Source organism: Prevotella sp. P5-64, assembly GCF_002251285.1.
GTDB lineage: Bacteria > Bacteroidota > Bacteroidia > Bacteroidales > Bacteroidaceae > Prevotella.
In genome coordinates this window covers 101,196-116,047 of sequence record NZ_NPJK01000010.1, presented here as the reverse complement: position 1 = coordinate 116,047, position 14,852 = coordinate 101,196, and the positions used below count along the sequence as shown (strand labels likewise).

Below are 14,852 nucleotides of genomic sequence, written 5' to 3'. Positions count from 1 at the left end.
AAATATAAAGTATGAGCTTAATAGTATACGAATGTCAGCGAGCAGGTCATGCTCATGAAATACGTCAGTTTGGAGCTGCCGCCCAATCATTATATGACTATTTTGATGGTAGAGACGAAACAGCTTTATTTATTGGTAACGTAAATATCGGCGAAGCAAATCTCGATGGACTTATCATAAAGAATGATGCTGTTATCATAGTTGAATTTAAAGATTATGAAGGTGATGTCATTGCCAGACAAAATGGAGAATGGTTGTGTGGCAACAAAACCATTAAAGGCGGAGCTGGTGGCAAAACAGTATTTGAACAACTGAAAAAGAATCAGAGAATTTTAAGACGTGTTATCGGTGAAAACAATTATCTAACTGAAATACAACGTAGTGACATTAAAGGGCTTGTTGTATTCACTAAGTTGAAATCATACTCTGACGATTTTGACCGTACAAATAAATCATGGATTTATGTTTCCGATTTAGAAAATATGGGAAATGTAATGCACGATATATTATCATCAGAGTTTAAGGACTATAAAACTGGCAGGACATCAGAAGTTTCTATTTCTGATGAAGATATTTTCTCTTTTTTGCGGAAAATAAGAATAGATGAGTCAGCTTTGGTGACAGATTTTTCGGACACCTCCATATTGCCGCAAGATCTCTTTGATAAAGACAAACCTCATAACGGAAAACATTATTCAACAGCAACATTGCTTGCAAGAAAAACTGAAGAAGCTAATACATTGCGAACTCAAATTGAAGATCTTTTGTCACAACTCAACAACTTGAAAGTTGAACACCAAAAGGAGGTGAACAGTAAAGAGCTATTAATAAATCAACAAAAAGCAAAAATCCTTCAGGCCATGGCCGACAAACTGGAAGCTGATAAGGCTAAATTAGAGGCGCAGTCAAAAGTTGATCAATTAACAGCTCAACTGGAGGAGGGTATGAAGGTATCTTCAGAAAAGATCCAGGAAGAAGAACATGCTATAGTTGAACAAATAGCTGAATTGTCGCAAAAACTTCAAGAAGAAAAGGAACTTGCCCCGAATAAAGAAAGAACATTTATTGATAATGATGAGAAAGTCGATAAGCCAAAGAAAAAAAGATTTGGCATGAAGGAAAGAGTTTTGAAGGAATTCAACGTTGGCAAAAACTCTCTTGATTTTGAGCAAATAGGTCTGATAGAACGCGAGCTTGAACACTCTATGATTGTATCAGGTTGCGCGGGCAGTGGAAAATCTGTTATCGCAATGTATAAAGCTCAGCAAATTTTAGACGAAGGAGGCGATGTTATCATGATTGCATACACAAAGTCTCTCAATCGTTATATGCAACAAGGAGAGCCAACCCCTAAGACGGAAAAATATTTTTATTATCATTGGCAGTGGCTTGATGCAGGAAAACCGTCAGCTGACTATATAATCGTTGACGAAATCCAGGATTTCTCTCGTGGCGAGATAAATGATTTTATCAGATCTGCAAGAAAGTGTTTCTTTTTCTTTGGTGATACAGCACAATCGATTTATAAAGGAATCAAACAGACCTTAAGCATAAAGGAGTTGTCTGACATGACAGGTATTGCAGTTTCTAATCTTAACAGCAATTATCGGTTGCCTAAGACTGTCGCAAAAATTACACAAGAGTATGTAGCAATAGATGCGAATCCTTATGCCGAGGCTATTTATCAAAGCAAAGAAACAGAACTACCAAGGTTCGTCAAGTTTGACGATGAAAAGTCACAGATTGAAGCGATAATTGACATTATTTCAAAAAAGAACATGAAGAATGTCGGTATCTTGGTACCGAATAACGATTTGGTACTTTCAACGATGAATGCATTCAATGACCTAAACTTCCCCTGTGAGTTTAAATATAATGCTGGCTACAATGATAAACGAAACAGAGTAACACTTGATTTTACAACAGACCTCCCCAAATTGATGACATACCATAGTGCAAAAGGCCTTCAATTTGAAACTGTTATTTTGCCCTTTTATGAAGGGGCGAACGATAAAGAGACGCAAAAAGCCCTTTATGTTGCAATGACAAGAACATACAGATACTTGTATGTAATGTACTCTGGGGGCATCATAAGTAAGCCGTTGCAAAATGTGCCATCTTATCTATATAAGAAAGAATTGTAGCATTATAAATAGTAATAAAAACCAATGTCAATAATATATGGAAGAAACTTATAAAATGATTCCTGCAAAGGACAAACTTGCCAATGCTGTGCAAGTTATAAAGGATGCGATTCTGCAAAGCCAACAGCGAGCGTTAGGTGCTGTGAATCAAGAACAACTGGCTCTTTACTATGGCATTGGCAGATATGTCTCTGCTAATACTCGGACAAAGAACTGGGGAAAAGGTTTTATTGAGGGTATCAGCGAACAATTGCGAAAGGAGCTGCCTGGTCTTCGAGGATTTTCAGCTCGCAACCTAAGGAATATGCGAACCTTCTACGAAGAATGGCAAATCCTTGAAAGTCCTAATTTGGCAGTCCAAACTGCCAAATTGGAGAACGACAAACAAAATTCGTTAGTTGAAACGAACAAAGATTCTAATTTGGCAGTTCCGACTGCCGAAATACAAGGTAAGGATGAAATCCGTCAGTTGCAACTGACGATCTCGCCAGATTTCCCCATTGCAGCATTCTTCAGTCTCAGTTTTACTCATCATACGGCGATTCTGTCGAACGTAAAATCGTATGAGGAGCGTAAGTTCTATATCCAATTCGCTGTAGACTATAAAGTAAAGTGTGAAGATTTGGAACAACTGATGAAAGATGATTTATACAATCACCAAGGATCATTGCCCAACAACTTCAGACGGACTATCCCCGACCAGCTGCAAGCCTACCGTGCCATCACAATGTTTAAGGATGAGTATCTGCTCGACTATATCAATACGGAAGAGCTGTTTGTCCGTGAGAAAGATAGAGACGAACGGGTGATAGAACAAAGCATCATCAACAATGTGAAGGACTTTATCATGACTTTTGGACGTGACTTCACATTTGTAGGCAACCAATATCATTTGGAGAAGTTCGGAATAGAACAGTTTCCCGATTTGCTATTCTTCAATAGAGAGTTATCAGCCCTTGTCTGTGTGGAACTCAAAGATGGTCCATTCAAAACTGCTTATTTGGGGCAGTTGGCTGGTTACTTGCGTATCCTTGATGATGAGGTTCGCAAACCCAATGAGAATCCATCAATCGGAATCATCCTATGCAAGAGTGCAAACAAGAAGTTTGTAGAATATGTTATCCAAGACTATGACAAGCCTATGGGTGTAGCAACATACAAAACTTCTGCTGACATGGATGACAGGCTGAAGAAACTACTTCCTCCTGTAGAAGATTTGGAGAAGCTATTATAACCAATTAGAAATGTAATACGAATATGATATTTGGAAAGAAAATAAAAGAGCTCAGAGAGGAACATGGTCTATTGCAACGACAGTTGTCAGCAGCGTTAGAGATTGATACCCCAATGTATAGCAAAATTGAGCGTGGAGAGCGTAAGGCGAAGCGCAGCCAGATTCCCATTATGGCAAAACTCTTCGAGATAGATGAGAAGGAGTTGCTGACCATCTGGCTTGCTGACAAGGTTCTTGACACCGTCGAAAACGAAGATGAGATAAAGAGTGATGCCATCGTCTATGCACAGAATGAGATCAATTCTCAACTCTAATCGAAATTGCAGGAGTAACTGCAAGTTTTTTAATCGTATTGATTTGCGATTAAAGACATTTATTGGCTTCCTGCAATACACTCTTCATTCCGGAATAGATCTACGATTCATCCCAAATTCGTGCTTTTCTGGTGGGGAAAATTGGTCTCCTTTGCACGAATTCTTGCAGATGTGGGGAAAATGTGGGGAAATTTGAGGAAAGAAAAATCGCTAAACCTCTTGTTCTTAAGGGTTTAGCGATTGCTTTCGAGTCAAACTCGTACCCAGAGCCGGGGTCGAACCGGCACGGATTGCTCCACTGGTGTTTGAGACCAGCGCGTCTACCGATTCCGCCATCTGGGCAACTCTATCCAATAATTCGGATGCAAAGGTAAGACATTTTTCCGAATTAACAAACTTTTTTTCAGAAAAACGCAAAAATGCTTGCGCCATTCGGGGATAATGGTTATCTTAGCCGCCGATTAGAAACCTCATCTTACAGACATATATATATGACTAACATAAACAACAATTACTGTGTAATCATAGCAGGAGGCAAGGGACGACGCCTCTGGCCCTGCAGTCGTGAAGCACGGCCCAAACAATTCATAGACTTCTTCGGCTGCGGGCGCACGCTGCTGCAGCAGACCTTTGACCGCATGCGGAGGATGCTGCCTCTGGACCACATATACATCAACACCAATATGGCCTACCTCGACCTGGTGCACGAACAGTTGCCCGAGGTGGACGACGACCATATCCTGGCCGAACCCATACACCGCAACACGGCACCCAGCGTGGCGTGGGCGTGCCACCGCATCAACCATGCCAATGAGGATGCCTGTCTGCTGGCCATCCCCTCCGACCAGATGGTGCTGGACGAGCAGCAGTTCTTCGCCAACGTGGGCGAGGGCTTCGATTTCGTAAGCTCCAACGACTGTCTGCTCACGATGGGCGTCAAGCCCACCCGTCCTGAGCCAGGCTACGGCTATATCCAGAAAGGCGAAGTGGCCCGCAACGAGGTCTACTGCGTGCAGTCGTTCACAGAGAAGCCCGACCGCGAATTTGCCCGCATGTTTATGGAGAGTGGCGAGTTCTACTGGAACACGGGTATGTTTCTCGCCAACACGCGCTTCCTCTACCACACGTTCAGCACCTTCCTCCCCAGCGTGCTGCGCAACCTCGACGAGAGCAACCCGCAATGGACGCTGGACGAGGAGAACCGCTTCATACAGGACAACTTCCCCTCCTACCCCAACATGTCGATAGAGCGCGGCGTTCTGGAGAAGTCGGGGAGCGTGTATGTGATGGAGTGCCGGTTTGGATGGGCAGACATAGGCACATGGCACAATGTGTATGAAGCCATGAGGCGCGCCGACGGCGACAACGTGGTGATAGACTCGGAGGCGATGACCGAAGACGCCCACAACAACATCATCAAGCTGCCCAAGGGCAAGCTGGCGGTCATCAACGGGCTCGACGGTTTTATCGTGGCAGAGGAAGGCAACGTGCTGCTCATCTGCAAGAAGGAAGACTCGTCTGACCTGATACGCAAGTATGTCAACGACGTGCAGATGAAGCGTGGCGACGAATACGTGTAAACCCTTAATAACATAGGTATGAAAGCAAGAAAGTTTTGGCTTGCAGCCATGGCAGCCATGGCATGCTGGAGCGCACAGGCGCAAGCGGTGAAACCCGTCAAGATGGTGATAGGCCCCGACGGTATGGCCTGTGAGTACATCGGCGAGACCGCCGACAAGTACCACGTGATGTGCCAGGACGACGGATGGGTGGACAAGAAGGAAAGCCGCATCGAGTACTGGTCGCCCGAGAAAGGCAAGGGATGGGTATGCTGTCGCAAGGCCGACGGCAAGGTGAACATCTACAAGTCGGCAGACGCCAAGTCGGCGGTGGTAGGCCAGCTCACCAACACCAAGGGCTACATTCCCGAGTCGGCAGCCTGTCTGGGCCTCGAGAAGGGATGGTACAAGGTAAACAAAGACGGCGTGGTGGGCTATGTCAAAGCCCGCACAGCCTGGTGGAGCGCCAAGTCGCTGGACTAAAGGTCATCCACTACAACACAAGAGCCGCCGGCAGGCCGCTTCTCCATGACCGGGGAAGCGCGCCTGTCGGCGGCTCTCTATGTATGAGGGTGTCGGGGGCGATGCTCAGAGCTTCTGGAACTCGGCGTAGATGCTGTCGGCTATGCGCTGCATCTCTTCAGGCTCGAGAGAGAGGTGCTCCTTGCGGAAATCCACGTCAGCCTCTGAATTGATGGGCATGAGATGGATGTGGGCATGAGGCACCTCGAGACCCAGCACCACCTGAGCCACCTTGCGGCAGGGGAACGCGGCGCGGATGGCCTGTGCCACCTTCTTGGCAAACACCTGGAAAGCGGCCAGTTCGGCGTCGTCCATATCAAAGATGTAATCGACCTCCTTGCGGGGTATCACCAGCGTGTGACCCTTGGTGAGAGGACTGATGTCGAGGAATGCGTAGAAGTCGGCACTCTCGGCACACTTGTAGCTCGGTATCTCGCCGGCTGCAATCTTAGAGAAAATGGTAGCCATAATCGTAATGTTGGTTTGGGTTGATGTATAGAGCGTGGTTGCGAGCCCGCTATCAGTCGATCGAGATGCGATCGATGCGCAGATGGATGACGCCGTTGGGAATCTTGATGTCGGCGACCTCGCCCACCTTCTTGCCGAGGAGTCCCTGGGCGATGGGGGTGTGGATGGAAATCTTGCCCTCGCGCAGATTGGCCTCACTCTCGCTCACGATGGTATAGGTCATCTTAGCCTGGTTGGCCACGTTGGTCATTTCGACCTTGCACATAATCTGTACAGTGTCTGTGCTGAGACGCGACATATCTACTATCTTGGCCTCGGCGATGGTTAGTTTCATTTTGTTGATTTTGCTCTCCAGGTGAGCCTGTGCCTCCTTGGCAGCATCGTACTCTGAGTTTTCACTTAAGTCACCCTTGTCACGGGCTTCAGCGATTGCGGCTGATGCCTTGGGGCGCTCAATCGATTCGAGCCTGCGGAGCTCGGCTACGAGTTTGTCGTAGCCCTCTTGCGACATGTAAGCCATAATTTTTGAATTAATTTGTTCTACATTGGACAGACAACAATAAAATAAGGAATTCCAACAGCTTTGCAGGTTGTCGAAATTCCAACTTTTATTATCCTCTTCTTTTCTAATACTTTTGCAAAGGTAATGAATAAAGAAGACAATACCAAATCAATCATCAATTATTTTTACTTTCTCGTGGTTTTCGCCATCGGCAGAGGCGCCATCAGGGCTCGCTGAGGTTCACTTAACCGTTGAGGGTCAAGCAGATGTTTGATATATGTCAAGAAAAGATACCTTCGGAGACAATTCCGGCCGAAACATTTGGCTGATTCGCGCAATCTGGATATCTTTGCATCGTGTTTTTCATAGTATTAGATTTAAGGTTAACAAGGTTTTGGACTCAGCGGAGTCCATTTTTTTTGCCCTTAACCCAAGTACGCCGGCCGTAGCGCCCCTTGACGACAAGGGATGACGCCACGCGGGAGAGCTCGCGCCATCCAAAGCCCACCCAGAGAAACCGTCCTCTCATCCGCTCACACCATCGACCTCACCCATACACCACAGACGCCCATACGCAGCAGCCCGACCCAACCGCCGCGCGCCATCACTCTACCCCACCGACCAACCCGAAAACCACCGAGCCCCAAGACATCCTAACGGCAAACCACGAAACGGAAAAATCGAACCGCGAAACGATTACGGCAAGCCACGAAATGATTAAGGCAAACCACGAAACAGGAATAAACCACATCGCCACGTAGATTATCGAAACGTAGATAGGCGAGTGGATGCCGAAAAATCAAGCCAAACCCATCAAAAAAGTGCGGGAAAAACACAAAAACGACGAAAAACACCCAAAAAATGTAATACGTAACTTTGTACCACCAAAATTTCGTAAAGTTAGATATTGCTGTCGTTCTGAGCCGCTGCGGTGAGCGTAAGGGCTGAGAGTGCAGAGGCAAGAACAAGCAGCTTGCAGGAAGAATTGTTTCGGTTAATTATCAGTATAGATTTGTTGTTTGAATAATTATTGAGTGATTGTCTTTATAAAACAGTAACAGGAGGGTATGACAATAATGCCACACCCTCCTAAAAAATACCATTACAAAAATCAAAACGTTTTTATTTCGCCATCAGACTTACGGCAAATCCTCCGCCGCGCGCCTGCTTCAGCTTCAGCACATCGCCCTTCTTTACCGTACGATGGGTGATGACGTAGGCTGAAGGATTCTTCTCATAATCAGCATCGGGTGCATCCTGATAGATGGCGCAGTCGTACTTGCGTCCTTTGTCAAGGAAATCGAGGCGCACTACCGACTGATGGCCTTCGGCATCGCACTTTCCGCCCACAAACCAATTGTCTGTTCCTTTAGCCTTGCGGGCTACTGTGATATACTTGGCAGGCTCGGCTTCCAGATAGCGAGAGTCGTCCCAGTCGCAAGCTACGTCGCGAATGAACTGGAAAGCATCGTCATACTTCTCGTAATTCTCAGGCAGATCGGCTGCCATCTGCAACGGAGAGTACATAGTTAGATAGAGTGCCAACTGTCCGCAGAGCGTTGTGTTGACATTGGATTTATTGTTGCACCACTCGCTCAGCTTCGTTACGAATATGCCGGGAGTATAGTCCATCGGACCACCCTGCAATCTGGTGAACGGCAGAATGACCGTATGGTAAGGCTCACTGCCTCCGAATGCCTCATACTCTGTGCCTCGTGCCGACTCGTTGCCTACGAGATTAGGCCATGTACGGCACAATCCAGTAGGACGTGTAGCCTCATGCGCGTTGACCATTATGTGATGCTTGGCCGCCTCCTTGATGCAGTAGAGATAGTGGTTGTTGGTCGACTGCGAATAATGGTAGTCGCCTCGTGGAATGATGTCGCCCACATAGCCACTCTTCACGGCATCATATCCATACTTGTTCATAAGCGTATAGGCTGCCTCCAGATGACGCTCGTAGTTCTGTGTGGATCCGCTCGTCTCGTGGTGCATCATCAGTTTCACGCCCTTGGAGTGGGCATAGTCGTTGAGATACTTTATGTCGAAGTCGGGATAAGGTGTCTGGAAGTCGAACACATAGTCCTTGTAATGACCGAACCAGTCTTCCCATCCGATGTTCCAACCCTCTACCAGCACCTCCTGAAGTCCGTTCTTGGCAGCGAAATCAATATAACGCTTCACATTCTCGGTATTGGCAGGATGCTGTCCGTGCGGCCGGCACTTTGAATAGTCAAGGCTTTCAAGATGCACCGAAGGCAGATCGAAGGTGTAGCTCCACTGCTTGCCTCCGGCTATCATCTCCCACCACACTCCGCAATACTTAGTAGGATGAATCCACGACGTATCCTCTATCTTGCACGGCTCGTTGAGATTGAGTATGAGGTTGGACGCAAGCATGTCGCGGGCATCGTCGCTTACAATCACCGTACGCCACGGTGTGTTGAACGGAGTCTGTACATATCCCTTCATACCCGTAGCGTCTGGCGTGAGCCACGACTCGAACACCATGTTCTTGTCGTCGAGATTGAGGTGCATTGTGGGGAAGTTGACACAGGCGGCTTCATGCAGATTGATGTAGAGTCCGTCGTCGGTCTTGAGCTGCAGTGATGTCTGTACACCCGTAGGCGAGAACGATGTCTGCGAAGCATTGGAAGTTATGGCTGCCTTCATTTTCGAACGTATCTCGCTCATCTTCGATATTACGGTCTCATACTCCTGCGTGTCGTAGTCGCCCGGAATCCAATAGGCTGTATGGTCGCCCGCCATTGCAAACTGGGTGTGCTCTTCCTTCACTACGATATAGTTGAGCTTGGGCTGTTGCGGAAACTCATAGCGCAGTCCCATACCGTCGTCGTAGACACGGAAACGAATGCAGATGTCACGTTGCATTGAAGCCTGATTGAGCGTTACGGCAAGTTCGTTGTAATGGTTGCGTATTGTTGCGGTCTCGCCCCATACCGGTCGCCATGTCTCATCGAACGTGGCAGTCTGCGTGTTCTTCACCGTGAACCCGTCCATGAGGTTCTGTTCGTTCATCTCGTTGGATGCATGCTTGTCTTTGGCAAGTTCCAGTCCGAGATGCGACGGACGTATCACTTCCTTCTTCTTGTATGTCATCTCATACGTGGGACGTCCGTCCTGCAGATAGAACTTCACCGAAACGTTGCCGTCAGGCGATGTCACAGTCTGCGCACCTGCCCCCAATGTGAGGGCAAGTGCAAGTGCTGAAAACAACAGTTTCTTCATGTGTACTGGCTTATTTATTCTACAACAATCATTGTCCAATACTTAAGCTGCGGAACGGTAAATACAACGAAGTCGCCATCCTGACGATATTGCAGTTCCTGCGGAGCGCCTCCGAGTTGGTCGGGCGATGCCACCCACAGCTTCTTTACGTTCTTTGCACGCATACGCAATGTTAGGTTGTCGATGGCTTCGGGCTCGGGCATCGTTCCGTCCTTGTCGCGCCAGCTCAAGCTGTTAGCCTGACGGAAGTTGAGCAGACTCACCACTTGCTTGCCGTCTACGCTCTTGCTGTATGCCGTTACGTTGCCAAGTACGGGCGGCCATGCATTGATCGTTACCACAGACTTGGCTGCTGCAATATCGCATTGTGTCTCTGTTCCACCGTTGCGAAGCAGGTTCTGATAGGCTGTAAGGAAATCGTAGTACGCCACTATCTGCTTCTTCAGTCCGGCGCTCATCTTCACATCGGCATAAGGGAAGTATTCTGAACTCAGCATATGTCCTGCTCCGAGTTCGAGATGTGATGCTCCGAGGGCGAACATTACGGCATCGGTGAGCAGCACTCCGGGTGTATTGAACTCCGGCTTATTGTGTCCGTAGTCCATATATGCGGCATACACCTGACCTAACGTATTTCCGGAATACAGGCGATTGGCCTTCAATATGTCATGGAGGTCACTGAACTTGTCTTCACCATCCCACAATTCGGAGTACATAAAGTCAACGCATCCCGTTGACACAATCTTGTCTGAGCCATAATTACTGACGGCATTCATCACCAGACGTTTGTCGGGCTGACGCTCTTTCATAGCTCGTATGAACGATGCATAGCCGTTAGGCAGATTCACCTGTGATCCATAATAGTCGTAATCGGTGCCACGTGAGCCAAGCTGGTCGATATGGAATCCGTCAAAATCGAGTGCTTCATACACATCGTCGTTGCGGTCGGCAAGGTAATTCTGCCAGTCTTTGTTCGACGGATCGACAAGATATATGTCGCTCTTCCAGTCGGACGGCAACTGATGGCGGTCGCATTTAGAGTGATTCTGGTCGGTATATATATACCAATGGTCGTCCACTCCATCAGCCTTTGCATCGTCAAATGCACCGAAACAGAGATTGTAGAACATAGCCTTCATGCCCAACGAATGTGCCTGGGCAATGTAGTCCTTCACCACCGAAGTGTAGTTGTCGCGGTTGGCAATGTCCTTGTAGCTCTCGAGCAGATTGCCTGGTGTGCCGCCGAGCGGCCAATGCTGCTTGTATTGCCAATCGTAGAACTGCAATCCATTAATGTGGCAGCGGTTGAGAAAAGACAATTCGGAAGCAATAACATCTGAAGTGCGGTCGCTACCGTATGAAGCTATGAAGCCATAGCGTGGGAATCGCGCCCAATCGCTCGACACATCTACGCCAATAGTGGCGTAGATGGTCTGCTGATTGTTGCCGTCAACTGTGTATATGTCGGCCATATAGCCTGTATAATCAGCTTGCGGAGCTGTCCATGTCCACGAAGTTGAACCTAAGTTTTCGTCGGCTATCACCTCAGAACCATGACGGTAGCGTATGCGAGCCGATGCAGGCAGAGTACCGTCAGTCACGTTGAAGCGTACTGTCTCGCCCGGTTTGTATGCCGCCTTGTCTGTAGTGACAGTGAGCGAGAGATCGGCTGTGGTCTTCACCACGGTCTGTATAATGTCCGTAGGAACGGTAGCGGGGTCGTTGTAGCTATTGTTGTCATCGCTGCATGAGCCTATCAATAACGGCAACGCCATTAGCAATACATTCATTTTCATTTTATGCTTTTGTTAGATTGTTATTTTTTTGAGATTATTACGGTCTCGTTGAGCTGGTCGAGCGTTATGGTGTATGTGCCCGACGATGTTATCTTCCACTTGTAGTCGAGGTCGCTAACGTTCACAGTCAGATACTGCGATTTAAGTGTTTCGTCACTCTTGTTGATGAAGAGAGCCTGCTCGGCAGTACCCTTTGGTTCGGCATCGGGAGCAGAAGGCATAAACCACGCTCCGTACCAGTCGCTCTGCTTGTCGCAAGAGAACTTGAGTTCGCCTGCGTTGAGCTGACCTGTCCATGTGAATACATAAGGACTCGCTGTAGAAGTCATCGGTGTGGCATGGCCAAGATCCCATCCGTTGGGTGTAGCATCACCTACAAGGTATATCATTTCGTATGGAGTGAACTCGCTCATCATCATACGTTCCTTGCCCGAACGAATGTCAACGCATATCTTATAAGCCTTGCCGGTCTCGCTGTCCTGCAGATTCCACTTGTTGTCGGGGTCGAAACCAGATACGAATTCCATGCTCTTGTCTGTGTAAGGAGCGTTTGCCTGTGTGGCTTTATACATGTTCTCCCATGAGTTCATGGATGTTCCGAACTTAAACTCGCCGCCAACTCCCTGCTCAAAGTAGCGTCCCATGCGGAAGAGGAAGGGATCAAGAGCATCCTGTTTCATCGGTTCAAAGCTCCATCCGGTTGGATTGCCTACGAAGAACAGCTGGTCGAAGGCAGGGCTTATGCCTTCAGTCTTTTCTATGCTGACTGTAGCAGCAAGCAAATCCACGGTCACCTTATAGTCGTGTGCTTCGTCAATGGTCCATTTCTCGTCGGGTTGGTCGTCGCTTGTGCGGAGCACTGGACCACCGTTGTCGCCGCGTCCGTATGAAGGCAGAAACTGTCCGAGAGTGGTTATGAACTTTATCTCGCCGCTATTGAGCTTGCCTTCCCAAGTGAAGAGGCCGTTGGTGGTGCGTGTCATCTCCGATGCATTGTCGGCGCTCCATCCGTTTGGAGCTGCGCTACCTATAATATACAATGTGGATGTGACGGGTTCGTATGGTGTAGCGGTGAACTGCGTGGTGGCAGTCTGTGTCTCTTCCACGCCGCTGACTATGGCAGTGACGCGTGCTTCGATGTCAATGGGTGTGCCAACGGTGCCTCCCATCTTGTCGAGAATGATGTTGTTAAGATTCTCCACGTTGGCGCTCCACGTGTAAGTCTGCGTCTGTTCGTCCACAGCCACGTAAGGCTGGGCGAAGTCGGTGCCAGCCTTAGCCAACTCCAGACGATAGCTGATGCGGTTGCCGGTACCGTAATTGTTGCCAGTGGTCCAGTTCAGGGTGACGGCGTCACTTGCATGGCTGGTCTCTTCCAGAGCAGACAGGGCTTGGTCAGCCGTGATTGTCAGCTGGTCGCGTCCTTTGTCCAGTTCGGTGTAGTCCTGGTCTGAGCAAGCGGAGAGTGCGAAGCCGATGAAAAGAAGAGCCAACAGACTATGAATGCAATTTATATATCGTTTCATATTGATTCTTTTTTTATTGTTTATAATGTTTCTTGACCTTTAATATCCAGGGTTCTGTGTCATCAGCTTGTTGGCGTCTCTCTCCGTCTGCGGGATGGGGAAGAGCAGGCGTTCCTTTGTGACGCGCGACTTTCCGATGGACTTGAGGAACTTCACGGCATAGTCGCCATGCTGCAAGCGTATCATGTCAAACCAGCGATGGCCCTCAAACGCCAGTTCAATACGACGTTCGTGTATGATCTTTTCGCGCATAGCTTCCTGCGACAATCCACTCACTCCAGGCAGTCCGGCACGATGACGGACAATGTTAAGAGGCTCGGCTGCCTCAGCAGTCTTGCCCTGCTCGTTGAGAGCCTCAGCCTTCATAAGCAGCACATCGGCATAGCGATACACCACAAAGTTGGCAGGATTGGTGTTATATTCTGGTGATACGCTCTTTGAAACGAGAAACTTGCGCACGTTATATCCGGTAGTTGAGTAGCTGCTCTTGTATGTCATGCCGTCAAAATCGGGACATCCATCATACAATACGGTAAGGTCCTTGCGCTTGTCGCCTTCCTCATACTGCGACATGAACTCTTCTGTAGGCAGGTTCCATCCGTAAGATCCTGCCACAAAGTTGGAGTTTCGTGGTCCCATGAATGTCGACAGCCAGCTCGACTGCGGATTGTTTCCCCAAAAATCGTATTCGGTATTGCCAGAGAACTGCACTTCGAAGATTGACTCAGGACCATTGTTGATGGTAGCGTCAAAGTTTGATTCGTACGTGCATTGGCTTAGATCGTAGCCAAGAGCTGTCACATCGTCGCACAGGCTCACAACCTTCTGATAGTATTCATTGTTGTCGGGAGCGAGTGTGAGGTATATATCGGCGAGCATTGTATAGGCTGCGTCCTTCGTAGCACGTCCAAGATTGTCGTTATCAAGCTGGCTTTTGGCAGGAAGCAGATCGGCTGCGCGATTGGTATCGTCAATTATCTGTTTGTAAACCTCGTCAACTGAAGCACGTGCTATGTCCGTGCTCTCGCCTGGATTGAACGGCTTCAGACGCAGAGGTACCCCACCATACAAGCGTACAAGTATATAATAATAATGTGCACGGAGGAAGTAAGCCTCACCGAGCGAACGTCCCAAAATGGTGCCCTTTTCCGGATTCTTGTCTTCGAGAGCATTGATGAGGATGTTGCACTGTCCGATACCGACCCAAGGCGAGCGCCACATGTACAGCGCCATACCATTATCGCTCTGCGTGGTGAAGTTGGAAGCCTGAACGGTCTCAATGCCGTCGGTACCTCCACCAGCGCCTACTATGCTGTTACCAGCAACGATGTCGAGTGTCCACAGACGTTGATTGTACATATTCGACGACTGGAGTGTACGATAGCAGGCATTTGCCATCGACACCGCCACGTCCTCGTCGACCGTCGTTTCGGGGTCGACTGTGTTCTTAGGCTCACGGTCGAGGAAGTCGCTGCATGAACACATCGAGCCTACAAGCGCTATGTTGAGAGCCAGAATAAATATCTTTTTCATAATGA

General features: G+C 48.2%; 11 protein-coding genes and 1 tRNA gene. 5 read left to right on the top strand and 7 right to left on the bottom strand.

The window, feature by feature from the left end:
• Positions 1–11: 11 nt before the first annotated feature.
• The 3 genes from CIK87_RS03015 to CIK87_RS03005 are packed head-to-tail and all read left to right on the top strand — an operon-like array spanning position 12 to position 3,692.
• Positions 12–2,144, top strand: a complete 2,133-nt coding sequence (locus tag CIK87_RS03015) for a 3'-5' exonuclease (protein WP_094385343.1) — start codon at positions 12–14, stop codon at positions 2,142–2,144.
• 37 nt (positions 2,145–2,181) lie between these two features.
• Complete coding sequence (locus CIK87_RS03010) at positions 2,182–3,378, top strand: PDDEXK nuclease domain-containing protein (RefSeq protein ID WP_094385341.1); 1,197 nt, start codon at positions 2,182–2,184, stop codon at positions 3,376–3,378.
• A 23-nt stretch (positions 3,379–3,401) separates the two neighbouring features.
• Positions 3,402–3,692, top strand: a complete 291-nt coding sequence (locus CIK87_RS03005) for a helix-turn-helix domain-containing protein (RefSeq protein ID WP_094385339.1) — start codon at positions 3,402–3,404, stop codon at positions 3,690–3,692.
• A gap of 260 nt (positions 3,693–3,952) precedes the next feature.
• Here the strand turns inward: CIK87_RS03005 and CIK87_RS03000 are convergent.
• Positions 3,953–4,034, bottom strand: a tRNA-Leu gene (locus CIK87_RS03000).
• 149 nt (positions 4,035–4,183) lie between these two features.
• Here CIK87_RS03000 and CIK87_RS02995 point away from each other — a divergent pair.
• Positions 4,184–5,272, top strand: a complete 1,089-nt coding sequence (locus CIK87_RS02995; RefSeq protein ID WP_094385337.1) for a mannose-1-phosphate guanylyltransferase — start codon at positions 4,184–4,186, stop codon at positions 5,270–5,272.
• A gap of 18 nt (positions 5,273–5,290) precedes the next feature.
• Positions 5,291–5,734: a hypothetical protein gene (locus tag CIK87_RS02990; protein ID WP_144008083.1), complete on the top strand. Its 444-nt coding sequence runs from the start codon at positions 5,291–5,293 to the stop codon at positions 5,732–5,734.
• A gap of 105 nt (positions 5,735–5,839) precedes the next feature.
• Here CIK87_RS02990 and CIK87_RS02985 read toward each other — a convergent pair whose 3' ends face one another.
• From CIK87_RS02985 to CIK87_RS02960, 6 genes are all read right to left on the bottom strand, one after another.
• Positions 5,840–6,241: an HIT family protein gene (locus CIK87_RS02985; RefSeq protein WP_094385333.1), complete on the bottom strand. Its 402-nt coding sequence runs from the start codon at positions 6,239–6,241 to the stop codon at positions 5,840–5,842.
• A 52-nt stretch (positions 6,242–6,293) separates the two neighbouring features.
• Positions 6,294–6,761 carry a transcription elongation factor GreA gene (gene greA / locus CIK87_RS02980; RefSeq protein WP_094385331.1) on the bottom strand — a complete coding sequence of 156 codons (468 nt, stop codon included), beginning with the start codon at positions 6,759–6,761 and terminating at the stop codon, positions 6,294–6,296.
• A gap of 1,104 nt (positions 6,762–7,865) precedes the next feature.
• Positions 7,866–9,992: a glycoside hydrolase family 97 protein gene (locus CIK87_RS02975; RefSeq protein WP_094385329.1), complete on the bottom strand. Its 2,127-nt coding sequence runs from the start codon at positions 9,990–9,992 to the stop codon at positions 7,866–7,868.
• A 14-nt stretch (positions 9,993–10,006) separates the two neighbouring features.
• Entirely contained in the window at positions 10,007–11,788 is a 1,782-nt protein-coding gene (locus CIK87_RS02970) for a glycoside hydrolase family 66 protein (RefSeq protein WP_094385327.1), read from the bottom strand.
• A gap of 20 nt (positions 11,789–11,808) precedes the next feature.
• Positions 11,809–13,314, bottom strand: a complete 1,506-nt coding sequence (locus tag CIK87_RS02965) for a SusF/SusE family outer membrane protein (RefSeq protein WP_094385325.1) — start codon at positions 13,312–13,314, stop codon at positions 11,809–11,811.
• A 39-nt stretch (positions 13,315–13,353) separates the two neighbouring features.
• Positions 13,354–14,847 (bottom strand): RagB/SusD family nutrient uptake outer membrane protein, encoded by a 1,494-nt coding sequence (locus CIK87_RS02960; RefSeq protein ID WP_094385323.1) that lies wholly within the window; start codon positions 14,845–14,847, stop codon positions 13,354–13,356.
• Positions 14,848–14,852 lie beyond the last annotated feature (5 nt).